The 23,492-nt window shown below is 64.8% G+C and carries 18 protein-coding genes; 4 read left to right on the forward strand and 14 right to left on the reverse strand.

From position 1 onward, the window contains the following. Positions 1–6 precede the first annotated feature (6 nt). The 9 genes from JNB61_RS10255 to JNB61_RS10295 form a co-directional block, all read right to left on the reverse strand. Positions 7–825 carry a hypothetical protein gene (locus JNB61_RS10255; RefSeq protein ID WP_220339549.1) on the reverse strand — a complete coding sequence of 273 codons (819 nt, stop codon included), beginning with the start codon at positions 823–825 and terminating at the stop codon, positions 7–9. Between the two features lie 1,514 nt (positions 826–2,339). After that, positions 2,340–2,708, reverse strand: coding sequence for a hypothetical protein (locus JNB61_RS10260; protein WP_220339550.1), 369 nt, complete (start codon positions 2,706–2,708; stop codon positions 2,340–2,342). A gap of 89 nt (positions 2,709–2,797) precedes the next feature. Beyond that, entirely contained in the window at positions 2,798–3,319 is a 522-nt protein-coding gene (locus tag JNB61_RS10265; protein ID WP_220339551.1) for a hypothetical protein, read from the reverse strand. 119 nt (positions 3,320–3,438) lie between these two features. Continuing rightward, positions 3,439–4,005 carry a hypothetical protein gene (locus JNB61_RS10270; protein WP_220339552.1) on the reverse strand — a complete coding sequence of 189 codons (567 nt, stop codon included), beginning with the start codon at positions 4,003–4,005 and terminating at the stop codon, positions 3,439–3,441. Positions 4,006–4,658: 653 nt separating this feature from the next. After that, a complete protein-coding gene (locus JNB61_RS10275) occupies positions 4,659–6,521 on the reverse strand; it encodes an ABC transporter ATP-binding protein/permease (protein WP_308291247.1) in 1,863 nt (620 codons plus the stop codon). Between the two features lie 79 nt (positions 6,522–6,600). Continuing rightward, entirely contained in the window at positions 6,601–7,551 is a 951-nt protein-coding gene (locus JNB61_RS10280) for a peptidoglycan-binding domain-containing protein (protein WP_220339554.1), read from the reverse strand. Between the two features lie 350 nt (positions 7,552–7,901). After that, the gene (locus JNB61_RS10285) at positions 7,902–8,816 is read right to left on the reverse strand and encodes a hypothetical protein (RefSeq protein ID WP_220339555.1); all 915 of its coding nucleotides are present in this window, start codon (positions 8,814–8,816) and stop codon (positions 7,902–7,904) included. 14 nt (positions 8,817–8,830) lie between these two features. Continuing rightward, the gene (locus JNB61_RS10290) at positions 8,831–9,274 is read right to left on the reverse strand and encodes a peptidase inhibitor family I36 protein (protein WP_220339556.1); all 444 of its coding nucleotides are present in this window, start codon (positions 9,272–9,274) and stop codon (positions 8,831–8,833) included. 408 nt (positions 9,275–9,682) lie between these two features. Continuing rightward, on the reverse strand, positions 9,683–10,087 hold the full coding sequence (locus JNB61_RS10295; RefSeq protein ID WP_220339557.1) for a DUF3566 domain-containing protein: 405 nt from the start codon (positions 10,085–10,087) through the stop codon (positions 9,683–9,685). A gap of 498 nt (positions 10,088–10,585) precedes the next feature. Here JNB61_RS10295 and JNB61_RS20480 point away from each other — a divergent pair, with 498 nt between their 5' ends. The 3 genes from JNB61_RS20480 (at position 10,586) to lanKC (ending at position 15,414) form a co-directional block, all read left to right on the forward strand. After that, positions 10,586–11,887, forward strand: a complete 1,302-nt coding sequence (locus tag JNB61_RS20480) for a sensor histidine kinase (RefSeq protein WP_220339558.1) — start codon at positions 10,586–10,588, stop codon at positions 11,885–11,887. Positions 11,888–11,897: 10 nt separating this feature from the next. Then, positions 11,898–12,581 carry a response regulator transcription factor gene (locus tag JNB61_RS10305; protein ID WP_220339559.1) on the forward strand — a complete coding sequence of 228 codons (684 nt, stop codon included), beginning with the start codon at positions 11,898–11,900 and terminating at the stop codon, positions 12,579–12,581. Positions 12,582–12,768: 187 nt separating this feature from the next. After that, positions 12,769–15,414 (forward strand): class III lanthionine synthetase LanKC, encoded by a 2,646-nt coding sequence (gene lanKC, locus JNB61_RS10310; RefSeq protein ID WP_220339560.1) that lies wholly within the window; start codon positions 12,769–12,771, stop codon positions 15,412–15,414. A gap of 1,265 nt (positions 15,415–16,679) precedes the next feature. Here the strand turns inward: lanKC and JNB61_RS10315 are convergent. Next, the gene (locus tag JNB61_RS10315) at positions 16,680–18,029 is read right to left on the reverse strand and encodes a hypothetical protein (RefSeq protein ID WP_220339561.1); all 1,350 of its coding nucleotides are present in this window, start codon (positions 18,027–18,029) and stop codon (positions 16,680–16,682) included. A 170-nt stretch (positions 18,030–18,199) separates the two neighbouring features. On the opposite strand from JNB61_RS10315, the gene JNB61_RS10320 reads away from it, so the two are divergent. Next, positions 18,200–19,081 (forward strand): amidase domain-containing protein, encoded by an 882-nt coding sequence (locus JNB61_RS10320; protein WP_220339562.1) that lies wholly within the window; start codon positions 18,200–18,202, stop codon positions 19,079–19,081. A gap of 355 nt (positions 19,082–19,436) precedes the next feature. On the opposite strand, the gene JNB61_RS10325 is transcribed toward JNB61_RS10320, so the two are convergent. The 4 genes from JNB61_RS10325 to JNB61_RS10340 form a co-directional block, all read right to left on the reverse strand. Then, positions 19,437–21,113 carry a hypothetical protein gene (locus JNB61_RS10325; protein WP_220339563.1) on the reverse strand — a complete coding sequence of 559 codons (1,677 nt, stop codon included), beginning with the start codon at positions 21,111–21,113 and terminating at the stop codon, positions 19,437–19,439. A 20-nt stretch (positions 21,114–21,133) separates the two neighbouring features. Further along, positions 21,134–21,304 carry a hypothetical protein gene (locus tag JNB61_RS10330; RefSeq protein WP_220339564.1) on the reverse strand — a complete coding sequence of 57 codons (171 nt, stop codon included), beginning with the start codon at positions 21,302–21,304 and terminating at the stop codon, positions 21,134–21,136. Positions 21,305–21,799: 495 nt separating this feature from the next. Further along, positions 21,800–22,549 carry a nucleotidyl transferase AbiEii/AbiGii toxin family protein gene (locus JNB61_RS10335; RefSeq protein ID WP_308291248.1) on the reverse strand — a complete coding sequence of 250 codons (750 nt, stop codon included), beginning with the start codon at positions 22,547–22,549 and terminating at the stop codon, positions 21,800–21,802. 28 nt (positions 22,550–22,577) lie between these two features. Next, on the reverse strand, positions 22,578–23,234 hold the full coding sequence (locus JNB61_RS10340; protein ID WP_220339566.1) for a hypothetical protein: 657 nt from the start codon (positions 23,232–23,234) through the stop codon (positions 22,578–22,580). Positions 23,235–23,492 lie beyond the last annotated feature (258 nt).

Below are 23,492 nucleotides of genomic sequence, written 5' to 3' on the forward strand. Positions count from 1 at the left end.
TCACTCCTAAGAAAATTGAGAAGCGGAGTAATCGCTGAGCGGGGATCCAGAGGCTGTCACCGGGGCACACTGCATCGCACCCGTGCCGCGGACGCCGACGAGGCCGCCGTCCGGCGGACGAACGATCACTGTAGGCAGTGCCTGCAAGTTGGGCTTGCCGAAACCGATTCCAGCGAGCGGTCGCTCCAAGGTCACGACGTCACCCGGAGCAACAGGCTCGGTCATTTTGATGACGATCTCCGAGTGTCGCCCGTGCCGGGACTGGGTCTCTGACAGGTTGCGACTACTCGCTCGGAAATTGGCGGCGGCCGCCGAGGGCAGCGTCGCTACGATCGCGGTCCCGTCGGGAATCGGGTAGGGCCCTACGCTGCTCACCTGGATCAGATGGGGGGTAGCAGTACCGTCCACCTCGCCCCAGGTCACAGCGAGCACCGCGCCCCACGGGGCGGCGGGCTCCACGACGGAGCCGAAATCGGTGTCAAAAGTGCCGAAAGTACCGCTGCCGGACAGCGTCGTCGCCCTTACTTCGCCGATGTTCTCCTGCGGGTACAGCGCCTTGACACCGGGCGAGAAGTGAATTGTCTCCGTTCCCGCGTCCACGTCGAACTCGGCTCCTCCGGTGGACGACGGCTTGAGCTCGAGATTTCGGAGGCCATCACGGCCCTCCGCGAGGGCGCGACCGGAAACGTCGAACAACCGCGGATCCCAGGCGAGTGAGGCGCGAAAGCCGTGCGCCCGGGCGTCCGCAGGCACCGACCAACTCCGCGGGAAGTTCGTGGTGTACTGACTCGTCCAATCGGGACTGAACGACTGAGTGGCGAGCATTCCCGCCAGTGGCCCCGGCGGCGTTGCTGGTTGCACAGCGGTTGCAGGCGACGGGGACACGACCTCGGAGGCGCTAACAAATGCCACCGCCCCTGTAACCCCGACAAGAAACCCGCGTCGAGAAAAAGTGATCTCCCGCACACGGTTCGCCCAGGGATTCGGCATCAGGACTCCTTCGTATTGCGATAGTGCGGCGCCGGCTAGATCCAGTCGCCGTTGTCGCGCAGGTGAGATACGAGCACGCCTGCCATCAGCGGGGTGTCCATGCGAGAGGCGTCGGGGTCGAGCGTCATCGGGAGCACTGTAGCCAGCGACGACGGTCAGCGGATGCCGGACTACCTGGTCCGATTGGGATGGTTCGGACGGGTCCATCGGTGCTGCGGGTTGTAGGTCCTGGCGCGTCGGCCTCTGCCAGCAGGAATCTCCGGCTCGGCGTCTCCCAACTATGCGCCTCAACCTGGTCGGGACTTCCGTGCGCCGGGTTGAGAAAACCTCAGTCAGATTTCATCCAAATGCACTACCCGGACCACAGGTCCCAAGTGCCACGGTGTCGGTGTCTCCCCGTGACGGCCGAATTCCTCGTCGCGATACACATGCCCGACGCCGACTCGGTCGCAGCACGTAGTGTTTCGGGTATGGGTTGCCTTCCACGGCCCCACCGATGCTGTTGGATTCGATGATTCCGCGTTCGACGCGGTGTCCGAAAATGGTCCCGGCGTCAAGCGGACCTCGAACCGCAATTCGCAAGCCACCCGTGCTGAAACGGAGTGCCCCGATCAATTGCCGCCCAGCTTTGGTCGTGAGTGGGACTTGCGGTGTCGAACCGCCAGCGCGCCGCACAGCCGCTCACCGGAGACTCACGCCCGTACACCTGGTCAGCCCTAAAACCACCCTTCGTCAGTCAGCTTTCGAACGTTGGGTTGGTCCCGGACGTGTCGGCGACGCTCGAAAGGCGGCCATTGCGACGACCGCTGGAATGCGGGCCGTCCTCTTGGCCTAGATCTCAAGCATCGTCAACAGGACGCTCGTCGAGCAGACGATGGTCTTGAAGGTGACCGTTCGAGCATCGGCTGTGTAGATGCGGCACTCACCGCCGTAGTAAGGCGTATGTCTCAAGAACGACTTGTCCTCCGGTACGAGTAGACCGCCGCCGGAAACCTCTGCCCACTCCGATCGTTTGGTACGAGCCGACCACCTAGTCTCCGGTCACGGACGAGAGCAGATTCCCGACGGTGACAACTCCGTCGCTTCCGGCGCCTGATGTTCCAGCTGCGGCGCTCAACTGAGTCCGCAGGTTATCGTCAGCAAAAGCAGCCGCTTCTCGATCGGCAGTACGGGGAGCATCACTGGGTCTTGTCCCGAGTTTTCCGATGAGGGGGAGGAGACCCAAGCAAACCACCACGCTGGGGGCTACCAGGTGGCACCCACAGGTAGACCGAGGACGAACGTGGAGCGGTCGTTCCGATTACCCGCCCTGATCTGCGTCGTCGGCGCTTCAGCGAGCTAAGAAGCGTTCAGTCTTGATATTGAAGGTCGCCCTGGAACAACCTCCCGTAGCCGAGTTGGGTGCTTGGGTAGAACCGCGCGGCGACGGAGAGTTGGACATTGTAGGGATGGTGGAGATTCCCGTTGGCCTGACGGAAGTTGTACCACGTTCCGATGTTCGCCTTCTTGAGGACCATCCATTGCGTGACCAGCGTTCCGCTCTGATGGAGGGCGATATGGAAGGTCCAGTCGGTGTTGTCGGTCGTAGTGTCGGGAGCGAAGATCTTGTCCAAGCGGAACTTGCTGTATCCCATGAACAGTCGCGGGTTGGCGAAGTAGATGACGGGGGAGGTCGACCAGAAGGTGCCTCCCTGGATGTCATAGGCGATTGCGGCCATGCGTGTTCCTTCCTGTCGTTCTCGTGCCTGTTTAGGCAGCATCGAATACCCCGGCGGTGGCCCGAGGCGAGATTCTTGACGGTGCTCGGTCAGCGCTGGGGTGGGATGTGCCCAGCCCCATATCCAGGCGGGTTGTCTTGAGCGACCCCATTCACGTCCCCGACTGTTGTCATGGTGTCAGCGGACAGATTGATGGTGTCTCCTACATACAGGTCCGTTGTGCCGCGCCTGATGCTGTTCACGAACTGCAGATAGAACCCGGGCGTGCAGAACCGCATCTCGATGCTGGTGAAGTCATCGCCGGCAGCGACGATGTAGGCGACCGGCTGCCCGTCCTCGTCGTATGTCGCTGTTCCCGTCGCCCCCGGTTGCGAGCCTCCGTCGACGAGCGTCTCGGGCACGGCGTAACCGAGATAGCGGTTCGGGTCGTCGGGATCCGCGGAGATCGCGCCCGCCCCGCAAACGTACGAGTGGGTTGCGTCCCATTGACGTGTCGTCAAATCGAACGGGTTCGTCGTCGCGGTTGCAGATGACACCGCGCTGTCATCGACAGTCGCCGAATCGAGCGCCAGCGACGCGCAGCCGCTAAGGACGGCGGCGGCAAGCGTCACCCCGACAACCGTTGCTGGAATGGTCGTTGCGCGTGGCAATCGGGCTGCGCACCGACGTCTTGAGCGGACGTCTGGGTCGAGACGGTTGGGCGCAAGACCACGTGAGGGCGCCGTGGCGGTCATGCCGGGTGGACCGCCTCCATCAGGCGGCTGAAGTCACGTTCCGCCACGCCGCCTCGGGCTGTCGGGTTACCGCCGCGGGCTGGACCGATGGTCACGGTGACGAACAGGTTGTCGGGGTCATCGATCAGCCCCCGACGCGTCGAGCTGTTGTACCCGGACTCGAGCGCGTCAAGCAAGCGATCGGCCTCCGCGTCGTCGCCTCGCAGGTGCGCGTCCTGCGCCGCGGTCGCGACGGCACGCTGCCAGTAGAGATAGGCCTCGAACTCACCCGTCCCCTGCTCCCACATCACGTTCGGCTCCGGCTCGCGCACAGCAGACTCCGCGGGAAACGACCATCCCGTAGGCAATGGAAGTCTGAAGTTGGAGATCGCGGCGCGATACTCCGCATGCACACCATCGATATCGATGAAGCCCTCGAGCCCGGAGCCTTCCGCGGCCGCCCCGGCTGGTGCCGCTGCCGCACCAGCGCTCGGAATCCACGCTCCGAGGACGATCCCCGATCCGACTGCAGCGACCTGAAGAAGTGTGCGCCGTGAGATCGCGACTGGATCTGTGTTGGGCATTGGGCATCCCTCCGTGGAGGCCGACCCGGTGTGGGGCCAGCTTTGGCTTAGACGGGCTCGAGACCGGCTGACTGGAAGCTACCGGAATCTGCAAGTCGGGTGACATGGGCCCGTCCGCGCACGCGGCGTGGCGCCGGCGCCCACTTCGCACATAGCGCTCGCCGGATTCGTGCCACTCCCCCCGACGCGGGAGACACGCCACGGTCCCTGATGCGAGCTCCCCGGCCGGGATGCGTCGTCGCGCTGACGCGTGCAGGATCGCTGCCCGCATCGCTCGGCCCTGGAGGCCTTGTGGCAGGCGGGAAGCGACCGTCGCGGCGGGAACTGTGTGACTGGTCCGCCCGGGCTCCGCCCGTGCCTACCGGAGCGGTGCGGTCTGATGCCGGGTCGCGTAGAGCGAGCACCCATGCGACTGCGCCGAAATCGCATCGGTGCTCGTCAGCGCGCGGAGCAAGCCGTCAAACACTCGCCGACTTTTCATCCAATTGGACGACTACTCCCGCATCGCGGCTGCCTCAGCGGAGCCGCCGGATTGGCATCGAGCGACCCCAGCATTGCCCGAGAAACGAACGCGCACGTTGTCGTCCACGGCAGGCGGCACCATTCAGTGGGCGGTGAGACCGGCATCATGATTCGGCGGCTCATGGATGCATTCACGCGCGCAGGTTCTCGGCAGGCCGTAGTCGTGAAGCGCGGATCGAAGCGAACGCACCGCCACAGGCGCCGACGAACAGGCCGACGAGGATCGCGGCCGGCAAGAGCACGAGGTCGAACACCGGCGCCCAGTGTTGGCTGATCGTCACAGCGAGAATCGCCGTCATACCGATGAGCAGGCCGCCAACCCCCCCGAGAACACCGACGTAGGCCGACTCCGCGGTGACCAGATAGGCGACCTGCACGTCGCGAGCTCCCAACGCCTTCCGCATGCCGATCTCGCCTCGGCGGGAGTTGAGCGCCAGCAGGGTTGCATTGATCAGGGCGGCGACGGCCACGATCAGCGCGACCAGGGTGAACGCTGTCAGTGTGGTTTGGACGCCGCCTTCAATCTGGCCGCGAAGTTGGGTCGCATCAGTCGGCGCGGTCATGACGAGACGTTCTGGAAGGAATGGGTTGAGAGAGATGGGGAGCTGGCGAGCGACTTGGGGCGCCGCTCCGGCCGCCGTCAAGACGAGCGCAGTGATATCTGACGCGCTTCGGATGTCGGTTTCTGGGGACGCGCCCACCAGCAGTTCGCCGCGAAGTAGTGGTAGTCGCGACGACTTGGTGATGATGCCGGCCACGACATAACGCTCACCATTCACCGTGATCGAGGGCGCACGAGAAGTGTCGCCCAGCTGCAGATCTTCGGCGAGCAGATCGCCAACGAATGCCTCCCCCGAGGCGAGCTCACCGTCATGCCAGTCTGCTTCGACCACGGTCAGGCGCGCCGCCGCCTCGATGTCCCCCACGACGAGGTGCGGCTGAACCTCTCGCTGCGCAGCCAAATACGCGACCGTCTGGGCCCCGAAGTCAACCACAGCGGCCGCGGCTTCAACGCCAGCTACGGCCGATGCGTGAGGGACGATCTGGTTCAACGGCGGTGCGTGGGCGAGATCACCAGACCATCGCGCGGACACTTCCCGATTGAGATGGGCGTCGAAAGTGGCCGAAACTTGTGAGCTTGCAGACGCGGAAAGCCCAAGTGTGGTGACCATCAATGCAACAGCGATCGCGACGGCGACCGCCTGACCCACTGTCTGACCAGGACGCGACATGACCGAAGCCCAGGCATCACGGAACGTATCGGTGACACGGAGACGGCCGAGTTTGAGGACAGCATCCGCCCTCCCCATGTGCTCTGCCGTCGGCGTGTTCGCCGGAGCATGGGTGTTTGCTGGAAGCGCCGTTGCGCCCTCGACCGCAACTGTTGAAGGTCGAGGCAGGTCGCTTCGGATCTCGCCGTCCACGATGTGGATCGTGCGGCCCGCGCGCGCCGCGACCTCGGGTGAATGGGTGACGACGACGACCGTCGCTCCCTGTTGGTTGATCCGCTCGAGTTCATCGAGCACAAGGCCCGCGCTCTGCGAGTCGAGGTTTCCTGTCGGCTCATCGGCGAGGATAAGCCTGGCATCCGTCGCAACAGCCCGAGCGATCGCGATGCGCTGACGTTGCCCGCCTGACATTGTCGAGACGCTCTGGCCAGCCTTGTGAGAAAGGCCGACCGACTCCAACGCGCGTTTCGTATGGATCCGTCGCGAGTTGCGACTAACCCCTTGGTAGATCAGCCCCAGTTCTACGCTGTCGGTAGCGGGACGCCTCTCCAGCAGATGGAATGCCTGGAAGATGAATCCGATCTTCTCCGCGCGAATCTGAGCAGCCACCGTGCCCAGCTTCGCCGTGACGATCTCACCGTCAAGGATGTACTGTCCCGATGTTGCGTCATCCAGCAGTCCGAGGATGTTGAGCAACGTGCTCTTGCCGCCACCGGACGGGCCAACAATCGCGACGAACTCGCCCTCGTTGATGTCGAGGCTCACCGCCCGAAGCGCGTGCAAGGGCGGCCCTTCCGCGGACGAGTATGACCGGGAGACGTCACGCAGGCTGATGAGCGGCAACCTAGCCGACCTTCACTTCGTCTCCGACGCTCACTGCGCCGTCCTCGTCGGGAGCGACAGCAGCCTGTCCGTCCAAGGCTCCGAGCACAGTCACGCCAACCTCGACGAAACTTCCGTCACTCCTGCGCACAAGGATGACGTTGTTCTGCGCGCCCCGGTCCGTCACTGCAATGACCGGGACCAGGAGCGCTTCCTCGGAAACGATGTGGCGTGTGATGAGCACGCGCACTGGGGTACCCGGTGCCAGGTCGACGAGCGGGGTGGTCGGCGTGACAGTGAACGACGACACCGTTGCCCGAGCGGCGTCCTCCGCAGACGAGTTGTCGCCATCGCCGACGGAGCCCTCCTCTTCCGTCGAGCGTGGGGCGAGCCCGCTCACACGCGCTTCGACCTCGGTCGAATCGATGGCGATCGTCGCCACATCCCCCTCAGCGATGTCGGCCATTTGCGTAGGGTCTGCTGCGACGACGACGACCTTCTCCGGAGACCCGAGCATGACGTCGGATGTTCCTTCCACGCCCACGGGATCACCTACCGCGATGCCACGTACCACGGAGATAGGCAGTGAGTTAATGCCCTGCAGTTCTGACACTGGAACGTACGCGACCTCAGCTGGCGCAGCGGTGCCATCGCCCCTTTCGGACGCCGCATCTGCATCGGGCAGGGAGGGCGCTCGAGTAGGAGCGTTGTACCCGCTGTCTCGATACCAGGCCCGCACAGCCTGATCGGTTCGAGCACCAAATACGCCGTCGGCGCTCACCCCATACCCGCGGTGCGCGAGCGTCGTCTGGAGAGCGATGACGTCCGGGCCGGAGTCTCCGGGACCGATGTCTCGATAGAAGGCGAACGGTGAGGCCACCGTGAATACCGGACGGCCGTTCACCTCAGTCAGTATGTCCCCGTCGTTCAGGGTCGCGCCCACTTCGAGAGGGCGCCCCGTGACGACAGCCACCGTTGCCTCCGCCGGCGGCGTGAATGTCAACGCAAGTTGGGTTGAGGCCTCGACCTGTCCGGCAAATGAACTCTGCGACTCGAGTGTCCCAGAAGTCACGGTCGCGACTATCGGCGACGGTGACGGTGCCGCCGCGTTCGCCTCTCGCTGGTCAGATGACTGGAAGAACGATGCCAGCCACCAGCCCCCGACAATCGCACCGACCACCACGGCGATCCCAAGCAACCATCGGACACGTCGCTGGCGCGACTCCCGGGGCGCGGCTGCGAGCAGCTCATCCGATTCATCACGCAAGCTTCAGAACCCCCTTGGCGCCGCCGCACCCCGGCAACCGAGGGTTCCCCCGGCTCTCATGAACGCGGAGCATTCGATGCGACGACCGTCAACAACTCCTCGCGATGCGCCAGGGCTTCTGCTCGAATCCGTTCCAGCTTGTCCCGGTTCTCGACCAGCAGTTCAACCTCTGCGTCCCATTCCGCCTGATAGCGGGCGGCCGCGTATCCACTCGATTCCTGACACTTCGCGTCAGCGACCGCGATATCGATCTCTCCAGCCGACGCCACGACACGCGCGGACCCGCTTAGTCCGAACTGTTCCATGAGCGATGCGGGCGGCATCTCCTGCGGAACGTTCGGGACATCGAAGCTGTACTGGTCGGCGACGCACTGCTTCCATTTCTTCGCGGCTTCCCGGGCGACAGGGTCCGATCTTGCGACGTCCGTGGCCTGGATCTTCAAACTCATGATGTAGTCAAGCTGTTCCGCATCCCTCATCGTGTCCGGGTCTCGCACCTCCTGTAGACACGATAGGAACTCGTCCTCGAACTTCGCGTCGGGATGGTAGGCGTCCGCGAACTGGGTGAACTCAGTCCACCTCTCCGAGGACTCTTCGTCGGCGGGAGGCGCGAGGCCGTAGCCCCACTGTTGAGCGGTTTCCACGTCGAAGAGCTTGATGCCGACTCGATTGAAGTTCGCTGGCGGCTTGAAATCGGTATTCTGCCAAGGGACGTCCCATTGGTACCCCTTGTTGTTCAGGCACTTCCCCAGCAGGAGTTGCTCGGCGTAGTTCCCCAACTCCATCGAGGCGACGGCAAATTCATCCAAAGGCATCGCCCATTGCTGCTGATTCTTTTGAACGAGCTGAGTCGGCTCACTGGACGCGCCATCTTCGCCTTCACTAGCGCTACAGGACGTCAAGGCGAGGGCGGCAACGGTGCTCAGCGCCGCCGCCAGCACGTATCGAGATCCGCCTGTCAGCAACCCCACGCGCGATGTTCCCCTCAATTGCAAAACGAAGTCCCGGCGCTCCCGATGTAGTTATAGAAGTACCCGGAGGTCGCACGATCGTTGAAGCTTACGGTGTTGAGGTCTGGATAGCCTGACTTGATCGGACGGCTGATGTACGGGCCGCCCGCATTCAGGTACTGATACATCCGCGCAACCTGCGCATTGCCGTTGTTGTAGAAGGATGAAGCCTTGTCATTCGACAGCGAGCCACCGGTGAAGTCGTTGTAACAGTATTGCCAGGACGTCCAGCCCCAGAAGCCGTCAACACCGTAGTCGTACCCAGACCAGGCGCAGGCGCGGCCCGACCCGCAGTCGGATGACGCCGCCTGGGCCGGCGACGTAACACCAAGGAGACCTGCTGCCAGCAAGCTTGCCGCTGCGATGATCGCGCCGATTCGACGCCGTGGCTTCTTCTGTGTGCGCTGCATATCGGACATTTCCGGAGTTCCTTTCGGGGATGTGGTCGGTCTGGTTCTGCGTGGTGCACTGTTCGGGAACGTAGTTGAGCATTGAGTTGCAGGTCAGACGCTCGTGCGCGAGGAAACGACCGGTGACGCCTTCCTGCGACACGACCCGCGAACGCAGTCCGGGCAGCGACGGCAGTTCGCGCCTAGGAAATCCCGGGCGGGGCGATCCCGGATGGGTGCGCGTAGGCTTGCGTGTAGCCGCCTGGATCGACGCTCACAATTCATTCAAATGAACTAGGGCCGCCGAGGAAGGAAGGGCTCCCGATTCCGGCCGGATCACTCCGGATTGCGGTGAAGTCTGGTGAGCGAGGTCTATGCCGTGGTTCACGGTTCTTCTCGCGGCTGCACACATGTCAAGACCAGCGGGCTGTACGGCGCTCAACTCGAAGTGAAGCCCACCGGGAACCCTCCGGTCACCTTGACGGCGAGGTTGTAAATGTTGGCGAGGACAGCGCCGAGGACTGTGAAAACGACGAGATTCAAGATGGCCACGATCGCGGCGAACGACAGGACCTGCGGCAGCCTCAGGAACCGCGACAACAGGATGCTTCCGTCGGATAGTCCCGCCACGACTGCGTCGACCTCAGCGAAGGTGTCCGTCGCTCGCACCACGAGGTAGAGGAGCACGAGACCGACTACCGAGACAATGGAGATGGCGATGGCGGCGAGGAAGGAGAGCTTCAGCGCCGACCAGAAGTCGACGTACACCAGCCGGAGGCGCACCTGCTTCCCGCCTGTGTTGTGGGTGGACTTCTTGACGAACCGGTCAGCGATGGAACTCATGGTCAATTCCTTTCATCGGCGCGGTGGGACGATCTGTTCGGCTGCGACATCCGCGGCGCCCGAGTTGGGTCTGTCGTGTCCCTGCACCGGGGAAGCCCTCGTTGGAGGGCAGCTCCGGCAACCCGGAGGCCACGCAACAGGCAGCGCACACTCTCATCGCCGCAGCCGTCCACCACGCTGTCACCGCGCATGACTCGTCACCTGAGCGTCTGTACGCCACGAGGCGACCCACACCTCGAGGCGGGTTGCGATTTGCCCGCCCGGTGAGCCCTGTGCGCCGCTAGAAAGCACAGGTCAAACCTTGCTGCCGTGAAATCTTGGTGTCGTGCGCGCCGCCAGATGGAGCTAATTCATCCCACCGAGGCCGAACATCAGTCGACAAAGTTCATTCATTCGGACGAGATCAGCAGCAGCGGGCGGGTCCATCGCTGGTGCGCGGTGCCCTAGCAAGGTGGCGCTCCTCACCTTGCATCGATGTCGACAACTAGTGTCGTGTGAGTGACCGCGACCGACATATCACCAGCCATCGGCGTGAGCCCGTCTGATGCCGCTGCCGAGCTGCCGGCAAACGTCACTCGGATCCTCGGCACGCGACGATCTGCCCTCGTCCTCGCATCGATTGTCTTCGTGACCACCACGATTCAGGTTCTTGCGGAGCCTCTGGCGGTGCTCGTCCAGGGGGGAATCGAGTGGACGCTCCCAGTCTCCGCCCCGGTGCTGTTCTCCCTGCTCGTGCTGGGGTGCGCCGCGCAGGCCAGCGCCTTCCTCTTGGCGGACCGCTGGCCGGAGGCGACGGTGGTGATCACCACCGTTACCTACATCGGCCTCGCGGCGGGGTTGTCGGTGCCGGGATGGCTCATCGGCATGTACCTGGTGATCGCCCTGGCGATGTTCCTACTCGCGACACGGAAGTCGCTCACCGTGTCAATCGTCTGGCTGGTGGGTGTCGTGCTGGTCGTCACGGGCGCCTTGTTCCTGTGGGCGCTGGCGATTGGTTTGACGCCTAATGTTGCCGCCGGTTTCGTCACGACGGAGGCAATGCGGCTCACGGCGCCTGCGATCGCAGCAACCGCGCTCGGCGCATGGTGGGGAGTACAGACCCGGCGTGTGAACCTCGCTCGTATCCAGGCGGAGACCGCCAAGCGGGAGCACGACGACCGCGTCGAGGAGGCAGAGCGGAAGGAGAGGGCACGAATCGCACAGGAACTCCACGATGTGGCCGGACAGCACCTCGCTGGCCTGATCACCCTCGCCGACGGCGCACTCGCGATCGCGCCCGCGCGCCCTGAAGAAGCGCTGCGCCTCGTCGAAGAAGTGCGCAACGAAGGCCGCTTCGCCGCCGCAAGCCTGGCGGGCGCTCTCACCGACCTCAGGGCCGTAGGCACGGAGCCCCGGGAGACCACACGAGACCTGCGGCAGGCGAAGGGGCTCATCGAGTACTGGCACAAGCGGGGGATGACGATCCAGTTGGCCGCATCGGGGCCGGTGGAGGAGCTCCCCGCTGTCGTCTCGGCGACCGCCTACCGGTGCACGCAGGAAGCTGTGACCAATGCCGCCAAACACGCGCCCGGTTCAGCCGTCGACGTGGACATCAACGCGCGACCGGACCGTCTCGAAGTCGCCATCACGAATGGGTCGCCGCCATCCGGGACTGCTCCCATCGCAGGCCTGGGGCTGGGGTGGGGACTCAGTGGGATGCGCGAACGCATCGATCTCCTGCGGGGCACACTGGTGTTCGGAACGACTCCAGAGGGCGGCTGGGTGGTCCGGTTCGTGATCCCCGTCGCCCAACCAGACTGAGATTGAGACAATGACCGTTCGCCCCACTCCGATCCGCGTCCTGATCGCCGACGACAACCGCTCGGTGCGGAAGGGCCTACGCCTCCAACTCGAGTCCGCCGGAGGCGTGCAGGTTATCGGCGAGGTCGGCAACGGGGTGGATGCTGTCACCGTGGCACGCCGAGAGCGGGCCGACGTCGTGCTCATGGATCTTCAGATGCCGGAGCTGACGGGCGTGGAGGCGACGCGCGAACTTGCACGGTCGACGACCGAGGCACCGATCGCCGTCATCGTGATGACGTCGTTTGCGCTGGACAGTTACGTGACGGACGCCCTGGACGCCGGCGCCAGCGGATATCTGCTCAAGAGCCACGATACAGATCAGCTATTGACGGCGATCCGGGCCGCGATGCGCGGCGAAGCCCTCCTTTCCGGCGTGGTCACCGCACCCGTCTTGCGCGAGTTCGTTCGGCGCGGCGCCGCGAATTCCGAAGAGGTCGCACGATTGTCGGCAGCCGAGCGGCGCGTGGTTGCGGTGCTGTCGAGCGGCACCACGAGCAACGAGCAGATCGCCGAACGCCTCCAGGTGTCCGTGCACACCGTTCGGTCTCAGATGCAGTCCGCGCTGAAGAAGGCGGGCGTGGAAGACCGCACCCAACTCGCGCTGTGGGGCGCCCGCAACCATCTGGATCGCGACACTGATTCACTCATTTGAGTGAACTTTCGGGGTGAAAGATCGCGGCCAGCAGGCGGGTCACACCCCGCGGCGCGCGCTCGGGCCGCGTCAATCAGCGGTTGCGCGTTGACCCGCGCGTGCGTGGACCGCCCGGGCTCAGGTAATCGGTCGTCCGCATCCGTACACAGAATGTCGTGCACCTTCCGCGCCGACATTGATGGGGATTGTGGACGCAACCTACCCGCTGCACGCAGCATCCGACCCGCTCTTCTACGACCGGCCGCACCGCCGCGGCGTGACGGCAGGTGAGCAGTTCGCTCCCGCCGCAACCGCGTCCTGGGTCACCTGGACGCAAACCCGTGACGACTCCTGGTCGTTCTGCACGCCCCCCGACGTCACTGTCCCCGAGCAGGGGTGGAAGATTCACGTGAGCGCCACCCCGGGGACGGCAGAAGCCGTCCTGGCGGCCGTGTCGCTGTACTGCCATCGAACCAGGCTCCCCTTCAAGTTCCTACGGGACCACCGAATACTGCGAGCCACACTCAGCAAGGACGGCGACCGCCGCGTCTCCGGGAAGTTCCTCACCGTCTACCCGACCTTCCCTGACGATCTCGAGTCGCACCTGACCGAACTGGACGCAGCCCTCGCGGGGTTGCCCGGACCCTACGTGCTCACTGACCTGCGCTGGAAGAAGGGTCCCGTGTACGTGCGCTACGGCGCCTTCACACGGCAGTTCGTGAGCGACAACGGGGTCGACGTGCCCGCCGTGCGCGATCTCCACACCGGCACTCTCGTCCCCGACGTCCGCTCGACCTCCTTTCATGTCCCGCCCTGGGTGCAGATTCCCGCTTTCCTCCAAGCGGAACTCGATCAGCTGGGGTCGGCGCCACCGGACCAGTTTCCGCAAGTGCAGGGTGCGCTGCAGTTCTCGAACGCAGGCGGCGTGTACGAAGCCGAGCTCGACGGCCGGCGGGTGATCCTGAAGGAGGCCCGCCCACATGTCGGTTGGACCCCAGACGGGCGTGACGCAGTGCAGCGATTGCACGACGAAACAGTGTTGCTGCAGTCGCTGAGCGAACATGTCCCGGTGCCGGTGGCGATCACGGCGTTCAGCGCGTACGACCATGCATACCTCGCAATGGAACGGATCGACGCTCCGTCGCTGCACGCCGCCGTCGTCGCCCGCAATCCGCTTGTCAGCTCTGACGTTTCAATGGCTGCGCGCCGCGCATACCGGGACTGGGCAGTCGCCGTCGCAAGTTCTTTGCGACAAGCGGTAGCGGATCTGCACGCCACCGGCCAGGTGCATGGTGACCTGCACCCCGGCAACGTTCTCGTGAACGACGACGCCACAGTCGTCTTGATCGACCTCGAGATGTCCCGGCCGATCGACGACGCGCAGCCGTCGGTCATCGGTGCCGCCGGGTTCGTCGCGACCGACGGCAGGAACGCCGCCGATCAGGACCTCTACGCCCTCGCGTGCATCGAGCTGTCCATGTTCGTCCCCTTGGTACCTCTGATGCAGGTCGACCCGGCGAAGGCCGGCGAGCTCGTCGCTGAAGCGGCGAACCAGTTCGACCTCGACTCCTCGTGGGCGAACGACCGACTCTCGACGCTCGCACGCAGAAAGCCGCTACTCGGGCAGGCCGCGCCCCAGACGTCGCCGACCGCCACCACTCCGCTCACCACGATCGCAGCCCTCACCCAGACGCTGCTCGCCGATGCGACACTTGACCGGCAGGACCGGCTTTGGCCGGGCGATCCAGCACAGTTCAGTGAACCGGTCGGCAGCCTGGCGCACGGCGCACTCGGTGTACTCACTGCGCTGCATCACGCGGGAGTTGCCGGCCTCGCGCAGCATCACGCGTGGGTAGACGCAGCAGAGGCGAGGTCGGAATCCCCGAGACGGTTCGGCCTGTTCGACGGAATTGCCGGCGCAGTGTGGGCATACCGCCAGTTGGGACATGCCGCGGCCGCCGACCGGCACCTCGCGCGGTTGTCGAGCGTCTCACTTGACCGGCTCGGCTTTGACCTATATGGCGGGCTACCTGGCGTCGGCCTGACACTCCTCGCCGAAAGCGGCGTTCAGCCTCACCTGGCTAAGCCCGTGGTCGACATCGCGACTCGCCTCAAGGAACGGTGGCAGGACGCGGAACCGTCCTCCCACGTCGTCACCGGCAGGGGCGGGCTGTTGCACGGCGCTACAGGCACCGCGCTGTTCGCACTGCGGCTGCACGAGATCACCGGAGATTCAGAGCATCTGAGGCTCGCGACCGAGGCGATCGAGTACGACCTCCGCTCACTCCGCGCGGCCCCAGACGGCTCATTGCACGTCGACGAGGGATGGCGGCTGCTCCCCTACCTCGGCAACGGCTCCGCGGGAATCGGGTTGGTAATCGCACAACTCCTCGACCATCTTCCCGGCAACAGCCGTTACTTGGAGATCCTCGACGGCATCGTGCGCGCCGCGTCCACGCCTTTCACTATCCAGAGCGGGCTGTTCCAGGGCCGGGCCGGCCTCATCCAGTTCCTCCTCGCTGTCGGTCGGACCGAGCTTGCTACCGTGACTACATCGGCAGCGGTTCATGATCACGTGTCCGCTTTGCGGCTGCATCAACTGCGACGCGGCGACGAACTCCGGTTCGTGGGCAACGGTCTGCTGCGCGCCTCCTGCGATCTCGCGACTGGCGCCGCCGGAGTGCTGGCCACTTTGATCGACTATGAACACGTGGCGCGCGGCACGGACGACAATCGCACTTTCCTTCCCTTCCTCACGCCGTTCGGAGTCGAGGACCAGCCGCTGCTGCCCGCAGCTCGACCGAGTGGAGGAGGTGAGATGTATGGGGTACCTCCTCTCCCTTCAGTCGCTTGACCGCGCCGACGGCCAGAAGCAGGACGTGCTGTTCGCGAGCACCTTCAGCGTGACCAGCTGCGTGAGCGCCTTGTCCACCTCCTGCTGAGCCGGTGTGCGGGACGTGAGCGACGCACACGTCCCGCACACCTTTCTCAACTCACCCCTCCCACGCAGAAGAGGAAGACCATAGCAATCGCGATCACGCACGTTCGTTTCGACGGCACCGTGAAGACCGGCGACGAGATCGTCCGGTACCGCGGGACGAACATCAGCACTGGCACCAGACCAACAGCGACGACGGCGTCCGCGTCTGGTTGAACGACGTGATCACCCCGGCGCGGCCGGATGGCTGCGCCGCGAAGGACGGGCACTCCCCGCGGCGATCACCACGGCAACCACCGTCTCTGCCGCCGAAATCAGCACCGCCTACCACGGCCGACCTCGAGACCGCGCCCGCGGTGTGCGGCATCCCGACCGACACCCCCCAGTCCGGGGCCGTGAATTCCGCCATCGGCCCCACACCCGCGTGGCCACTGACTACGCGTACGACGTGTGGGGCCGCGTCGTCGGCGCCTAGACCGCCGGCGACACGGCCTGGTCCTGCACCACGTTCGTCACCCGCGGGCGCATCACCGGTCAGACCATCGGCGGCCCCACCATCGCCACCCGCACCGTCACCACCACCTGCACCGTCCTCACCACCGGGGCACGGGGCGCAGGTCCTGGACGGCCCGGTCGCCGGGTCCCCGAACTGGTCCACGCTCACCACCGAGACGGGTCTGCTCGGTCGGGTGACGAAGTGCACCGACGTGTGAGACACCGTCAGGACGAACACCTACCAGGCGCTCACCAGCCGGCTCACCTCCAGCTCCACCAAAGCCGTCGGACAAACGACCGTGTTCACCGATGACACCTACCACGTGGACGGGAAGATCACGCAGGTCAAGGCCAGCGGACAGAACGTCGCCAACCCGACCTACACCGCCGCCAGGAGCTCGCGTCCGTGGCGTATCTGGGAGGGCCGAAGCTCGCCAGCATCTCCCGCGGTCCCGCGGGTCGCGTGGTGGGGCAGGGGTGGACGTTCCCGTCCGCCACCGCGATCACCGAACAGGCGACCCGGTCCCAGTCGGGCAGGGGCGAGCAGCACCAGATCACCCGCGGCACGACCACCCACAGCCCCGCCGGCCGGGCTATGGCCAGGAACCCTCGACGCGTTGAGACGCTGCCGCTCGACACAGGGAAGCATGGTCGTGTACCCAGGCCGAAGTCGGACCGTCCGCCCACTACTTGGGCCACCCTCGGTCGGCAAACCACTTGAGCGCTGGTATCGCGATCGCGGATTCGCGGGCGCGGACCTGTTCATGGATCGCCCCGAGCTTGGAATCCGGGAAGACAACAGGATGCGGCCCGTCACGAAGCCACTCGAGCGTCGCGAGCGCATGGTCGAATGCTTGGGCCCAACGTTCGGTCCGCTCCTCGACGTATTCGCACGGGATCTGGAGGACAGTGTCGGGGAACGTGGCCGCTTGAGACCGATAGATCGAACGAGCTTCCTTCAGCTCGTCGACCTCGTCCGGAGCATGAGCGAGACGATCATCGGATTCGTCGAGGAACACGAATCTCGGAGCAGTAGCGGGGTCGGGCCGACGATGGTGACCGAAGCCGCGGTCGTCCTCGTCGGGCAGGCCGTAGTGCGCCCAGATTCTTCGCTCCGGGAGTCTGCTGATCAGGAATCTGTGTGCCGAGGCGCGAGCGGTGTGCGTGGTCCTGTCGATCGCGCGACCCGTCGCGGCCATAGCCACGTCCGACGTCGTCGTGAACCCATAGCCGAGGGCGAGAGCTACCAAGGATGCTACGTTCTTGACCCAGCTCGTCTGGGACGTCGCGACGAATGCCAGGGACCGTAAACCCTCCCATGGAACGGCGGCGACTGCACTCCTGGGCGAGCTGATGTACGAGATCGACCATTGCGTCGGCTTGCCGATCGCGTGCGCGGGCGGCTTATTCCAGCGCACGTCCCGACCCGCGGTCGACGGCACGGCATACGTGCCACGGATCGCCTGCTTCATCCGCTTGTCGGCCCAGATGTCTGCTGCAGCATTGGTCGAGGTGGGCTCGCCGCCCACCCTAACGATGGTGAGCCGGTCTGCCACGTGCATGCGTGTCTGGGGACTGGGACCTTCCATCGCAGGCGTGACCGCGACCGCCCAGTCCTGAGTGTCGATCGCCCGCTGAACGATCTTCGCGGCGCCGCCGCGGCGGCCGGAGGTGCTCAGCTCCACCTCCGCATCCTCAAGGCGAAGCTGCAGCTTGGTCAGCCGGTAAGCGGTGCCGAAAAGGTCATCGCTGACAGGCCCGCGCGGGACGACAGACATGTCCTCGAGGAGCGTCTGGATCGAGAACGGTCGCAACGAGTCGTCCGGCCGATCCCTGTTCATCGCCTGGACGATGTCGTTCAACAACGTCAGGTCGGGGCGTGATCTACCGCGCCGCCAGTTCGAGATCTGCTCGGCGGTGATGTCGGGATGGGTTTCGTTCAGGCGGCGAGTGAGCTCGGCGACGGTGATCGCCGGAGCGCGACTCATCTGCGTCACCAGCGCCGCCCTGAACTTCTCCCACGGCGCTTCAAACACAGCTTCACCCTATCCGTATGAATCCGTCACCAGGACCGTCCATGCTCACCTTCCACCGTAGGTTCGCGTAGGGAAGGATTCAAGTGAGCCGACCGGCTCCGCATCGAAAGGGACGACAGTTGAACGTAACCACAGCTGCAATTCGCCGCCCCACAGCCCTCATCGCCCTCATGATGACGCTGATCCTCACCGCAGGCCTGACGGTGGTGAATGTCAGTCCGGCACGAGCCGACAGCCAGTTTCAGATCGCATTCACGGGGATCGGAATCTACCCTCGCTCCGCCCCGAGCATGACCGCCTCGAAGGTCGGAGCTGCGCTTCCCGACGGCGCATGGGTCGCCGTCGCGTGCGAGACCACGGGCGACTCCGTCACCAGCGATGCCGGGACCAGCAAGATCTGGGAGAGGCTGAGCGACGGCACGTATGTGCCGAACTCGTTCGTCGAGACGGGAGCCGACGGATGGACCCCGGGTGTCCCGCGCTGCGACTCCGGTAGTCAGGGACCGTCTTCGAAGTCGTCCTACAACCGTCAGGCTGCCGTGGACTACGCTCGCGGCAACTACACGAACCTGAACGTCGGCGTCATCCCGAAGTGCACGTATTTCGCTTCGGCAGTCCTGGAGGCCGGCGGGATCAACACGGAGAGCAAGTGGACTCCGGAGAGCACCACGAAGTCGGATCAGGCGAGCAAGCTGCTGTACCGACTGCAGGGCAAGGTCGGCCCGACGAAGCGCTGGGCGAGCGCGGACTTCCTGAAGAACTACCTCGTCAAGGAGCGCAAGATCGCCACGATCGCGGAAGTCTCGCTCGGCTCGAAGAACCCCGGCGCCGAGCTCGGCGATCTCATCATGTACGACTGGGGCGGCGTGTCGCCCGGAGTCATCGATCACGTCGCGGTTGTGACCGGCGTGGCCGCGGACGGGACGCTTCTCGTGACTCAGAAGGAAAACGACTACATCGACAAGGGGTGGAACTGGTCCGCGTCTGACGATGCACCGATCTCCAGCGCAACCCCGGGCACACGCGCCTACCTGATCCACATCACGTTCTAGATGCCGACCGCGGAGGCCCCCGATCAGCTGGTCGGTGGCCTCCGCTCACCTGCCCCCCAACATTCGCGGCTCGAGTCGGGGACACGACTGCCTCCTCTGGCACGCCCGCGGGGGCTTGGCTGCAACTCCAGACCGCCCTGTCATCTGCCTCCGCGAGACGCCGGGTTCGCCTCAGCGATCGGCGGCAGGCTGGATCCACGTCGGACTACGCGAGGACTAGGTTGTGAGCGAGTGACGTCGCCCTGTACTCCTCAGCGATCTGCTCGACTGCGACGAGCACGTCCATGGCGGGGGCGACCCTCCCGGTGAGGTAATGCACGGGGCGATCTGCGGCGTGGCTCGGGTCCGTGTAATTTCACCGATCCGTCGACGAACCGATCCCGAAGCTCGTGACGATGTCGATAGCCTGCGTCTCCAGCGACACTGAGTCGGCGGGCGTGGTCACGGCGGTGTCCTCGTCGATGCCCAGGAACTGGGCCCCGTACGACCGCATCTTCGTACAGATCGAGAGCAGGATGTGGGGAAAGCCGTCCCGCACCAACGTCAGGGTCGAGTCCTCCGACATGGTGGTCAGGGTGAGCACCCCGACTGACACGACACCGTTCTTGTATGGAATGGCGATCGGCACCGACAGGTAGTGCTTCCATCTCGGATTCCACGGCCGCTGGTCCTTGCGTGAACGCTCGTAGTCATCGGCACGCTTGAGCAGAGGGCGACCCGCGATGAAGGAATCGACGGAGCAGTTCCCGGAGTAATGAGCAATCTCCGCGAAGCGGGCAACGTCGGGATCCCGAATTTCTCCAGACGACTGGGCGTGAAGCACGAGACGCCGCTTGCCGGGATCTCGTCGCCAGACCTCAAGTCGGAATCGCTCCTCTGCGGGCGCGGCATACGAGCTCTTCGCGCCGTTCAGCTCAGCCCTGACCGCTGCCAGTAGATCGGCAGTCGAGGCGTGCGCGTGTGACGGATCACTGGCGAACTTGCCCTCCCGCCATGTCTTCTCCCAGAGGTCGAGGCGTCCACCGTGGCTCAACCCGCCTGGGTGATTGAGCTCGGACACCACCTCCTGGAAGAACTGCGGGTACTGAGAGTAGAAGTCGGGAAAGACGAACGTGAACCCGAGGTGCGAGGCGCGAAACTGCAGGAACGTCAAGAGCCGCTCCTGGGCCTCGGCGGTGTCGATCGACAGCTCCCCAAAGGGCACGGGGATCAGACAGGACTTGTCCATCGTGCCGTCGCGATCTAGTGCGAGTGCTTCGATGATCGGCTGATCCCGCAGGCTCGTGCCCACGGCGACGAAGGCACCCTCCTGGTCGCGAAGGTGTCTCAGGATCTCGTCGCGCACGATCTCATGACGTGTCGAGAAGTCGACCTCGCCGTTTGGGACGAACCCCTGGACCTCGCCTTCGCCATGATCTGGGATCCGACCGTGCAGGTAGACGACCTTCAGCTGGTTCGTGCTCGCCGGCTCAGAGGCCTGAGCAGGCTCTTCTCCGAGCACGGTGATATGCGGCTCGGGTGGCAGGTTCAGCGCATGTCCGTCGGCGATAGCCTCGTCGATGTACTTCTTGAAGGTGATCTCGAGGAAGGTGTCCTGGTTCGTGGTCAGGATCGTCACGCTCCTCCCGCGCCTCAAGAACGCGACCGACAGGCGGCATATGGAGTCAGCGAGTCGCCCCGTCTGCCAGTGGTCGGTGCGATACAGGAGATCTCGCATTCGATCATGGCGGACCTTGCGTCCTACGGCGGCATCGCCGTTCTTCGCCCTCGCGTAGGCCTCCTCGAGTATCGATGAGAGCCCAATCGGGCCGAGAACGCCGAGCAGTCGCTTTGCCTCTTCCTCTCGCGGCAATCCCGCGATCAGACCTTCGAAGAGCTTCGAGTTCAGCGCACCCCAGTCCAGCCCGGTGAAGTCGATCGTGACGCCGGCACCGCAGTACAGAACGAGGTTCTCGGCTGACGCCAGCTTCTTGACGGTCTCCCGGAATACCGGCTGTCTCGAAAACTCAGTGGTACTGCGAACGAGCTCCATGGACAAGTTCGACGAGACTTCTAGATCGCGGAGCCGGCAGCGCTGTCGGACAGATCCGACTTGATGTTCTTCCAGTCCACGAGCACCGCCATCACCGCGTCGACCGCTCGGCTCTTCTCGAGCCCGGCCGGCGCCTCCTGGGCGGCCTTCGTGGCGACTTCTCTGAGGTACGCTTCCGCTGTCTCAGGCATTGATTCCATCTCGTGTCCGGCGGCGTTCGGGAACCGCGACCGTCGCTGTAGGACGGCTCTTCGCCAACCCCGCGTTATTGCGTCGTTTGCGCATGGTCGCTCTCGAATCGCCAGTTGTCGTCGACGTCTGCCACGCGGTGAAGGAGCGAGCGAGATGCGCGAGCGATGTGGATACCACCACCAGGGAATCAACGCTAGCAGGCATGCAGCGTGTCGCTATTGTCATCCTGACGCTCCCCCATGTCGCCCCCTGTTGCTAGCTAAGGTAGCCCTCGGGCTCACCTGTTGCCGGGTTTCACGTATTGACACGCCGCTGCTGCCGGATCCGCGACAACTGCCATCCCGGACAGGTGTCATTGCCGCCCGATCCCCGGGCGACATCGATCCACGGTCGGATACGCGCCACCGAAGGGCTTTCACGCCAAGCCTAGGGCCATCCGCTCGGAGAGAGGAAGGTGTCGCCCCTGTGGCTGCTGTGAACGGCGTCGAGATGGTTCAGCGCTCGACCGCCGCAGCAAGTACGCGCTGCACCGAGTTCGCAGCATCCCGCGGACCAATCCGAATGATCCCCTGGTGCCCGAGAGCCAACTCCCACTCGACATCCGTGGGTAGGGTCGCAAACGAAACCTTCGCCGCGCTGGTGTACGGCCCCAGCCGCCCGAAAAGGTCGACCGCTTCACTGTCGATCATGTGCGCCTCCCCCATCGCCCAGAGGTCGTAGAGATCGCGAGGGGCCTGGCGATCGTTCCACGCGGACAGCTTCGCTGCGACGAACGCTGCAGAGGTGGGGACGCGCAACTTTGCGGGCGCGGCATCGCTGTAACGTTGCTCGACCTCGGTTACCTCCGTCGGCCACGCCGGGTATCCAGCGGACGTGAGCAGCTGGATCTGGACGCGAGTATCGCCGACCTGCATCACGCTCGGCTCAGGATGGCGCGTGTCCCGCAGTCGCGGCACGAAAGTCACCGCCCCGAGCGTCCGCTGCAGTTGCCCCGCGATAGCCGACTCGATTCGATCGCCGAGCGTCTGTCGATCGCTGAGCGCGATGAGGTCGATATCCTCCGACAGTCGCAGCTCGGTGAGGTGGGTTCGTGACAGCGCGGTCCCGCCGAAGAAGACGATGTCATCGGTTCCGACACTCGAGATAGCCGCAAGCGCGTGGGAGATGACGTGGTCGCGGACAACCTGCTCGGAGTCGACGCCGAATCTGCGCTCGATCTCCTGCCGCTCGCCTGCGTCGAGCACCCCGGGAGCCGGTCGGTCGCGCCTTCCGTCATTGCGTTCGGGCATCGCGCTCTCTCAGATGGTCGATCGATTCTCGCACGGCGGCATTGGCGCGCCCGGCAGCTTCGGCTACCCGCTCGAGCTCGTGTGCGCCGACGCGGGCGGCGAGATTCGTGGCGGCCGCGCCAGCTTCAGCCGGCATCCCTCCTTGGCCCGGCCGCGTCAAGAGGTCGTACAGCGTCTGCGCCGGCGTGGTGACCAGGCCCTGCCCCAGGACCGTCCGCTCGAGGACGAGGTCGACGCGCTCAAGATCTCGCCCGAGCAAGAAGACGGTGCCGCCGGCGTCGAGGCCGACCGGCACGTAGCTACGGCCTTGAACCGCCACCGTCGTGACGCCGATCGCACGCGGGATCGCTGCCCAATGACGCGCAGCCCCGATCCCGGTCAGTGCGACGTTCCTATGACCGAATCGCGCTGCCGCCACAGCGAGTCCGGCAGGTTCGAGCGGCGGCTTCCACGTGCGGCCGTCACGGCCGTCGGGAGGCGCAGTGTAGATGCCGTGCGCGAGCCGCGTGAGCGCACCCCGCTCGACAAGCTGGTTCACGACCCGCCACGGGTGCGCGGTGTAGCCGTCGAGATCCTTCAAGCGGAGTGTGCGCAGCGGTGCACGCTCGACAGCACGGAGCAGTTCCACATCCTCTGCCATCGCCACCTTCTCGGTTAGTACATAGAAATATACACGTCATGTGTATTTCTATGCTGAGGGCGGTTGGCTGGCGGTGTCGACTCCAATCTCGAGTCCTCCCCGATATACCCACCCCGGACGACGAGCACGCCATCGTCTACCGGGCGGCAGTCGTCCTCAACGCAAGCGGCCGCGGGCTCCGGGACCGGACAGGGTGTCGGTCGATGTACCCGCTGCTGCAACCGAGCAAAGTTGCCACCTATAAGAGGTCAATTAAAG

This window comes from Microbacterium ureisolvens, assembly GCF_019511645.1.
GTDB lineage: Bacteria > Actinomycetota > Actinomycetes > Actinomycetales > Microbacteriaceae > Microbacterium > Microbacterium ureisolvens_A.

What these genes read in the sequence shown, in the direction of transcription:
- JNB61_RS10255 (WP_220339549.1), bottom strand. Translation starts at nt 825, where the DNA reads ATGCTCGCCACTCAGTCGTTCAGTCCCGATTGGACGAGTCAGTACACC.
- JNB61_RS10260 (WP_220339550.1), bottom strand. Translation starts at nt 2,708, where the DNA reads ATGGCCGCAATCGCCTATGACATCCAGGGAGGCACCTTCTGGTCGACC.
- JNB61_RS10270 (WP_220339552.1), bottom strand. Translation starts at nt 4,005, where the DNA reads ATGCCCAACACAGATCCAGTCGCGATCTCACGGCGCACACTTCTTCAG.
- JNB61_RS10290 (WP_220339556.1), bottom strand. Translation starts at nt 9,274, where the DNA reads ATGTCCGATATGCAGCGCACACAGAAGAAGCCACGGCGTCGAATCGGC.
- JNB61_RS10295 (WP_220339557.1), bottom strand. Translation starts at nt 10,087, where the DNA reads ATGAGTTCCATCGCTGACCGGTTCGTCAAGAAGTCCACCCACAACACA.
- JNB61_RS10305 (WP_220339559.1), top strand. Translation starts at nt 11,898, where the DNA reads ATGACCGTTCGCCCCACTCCGATCCGCGTCCTGATCGCCGACGACAAC.
- JNB61_RS10320 (WP_220339562.1), top strand. Translation starts at nt 18,200, where the DNA reads ATGATGACGCTGATCCTCACCGCAGGCCTGACGGTGGTGAATGTCAGT.
- JNB61_RS10325 (WP_220339563.1), bottom strand. Translation starts at nt 21,113, where the DNA reads ATGGAGCTCGTTCGCAGTACCACTGAGTTTTCGAGACAGCCGGTATTC.
- JNB61_RS10330 (WP_220339564.1), bottom strand. Translation starts at nt 21,304, where the DNA reads ATGCCTGAGACAGCGGAAGCGTACCTCAGAGAAGTCGCCACGAAGGCC.
- JNB61_RS10340 (WP_220339566.1), bottom strand. Translation starts at nt 23,234, where the DNA reads ATGGCAGAGGATGTGGAACTGCTCCGTGCTGTCGAGCGTGCACCGCTG.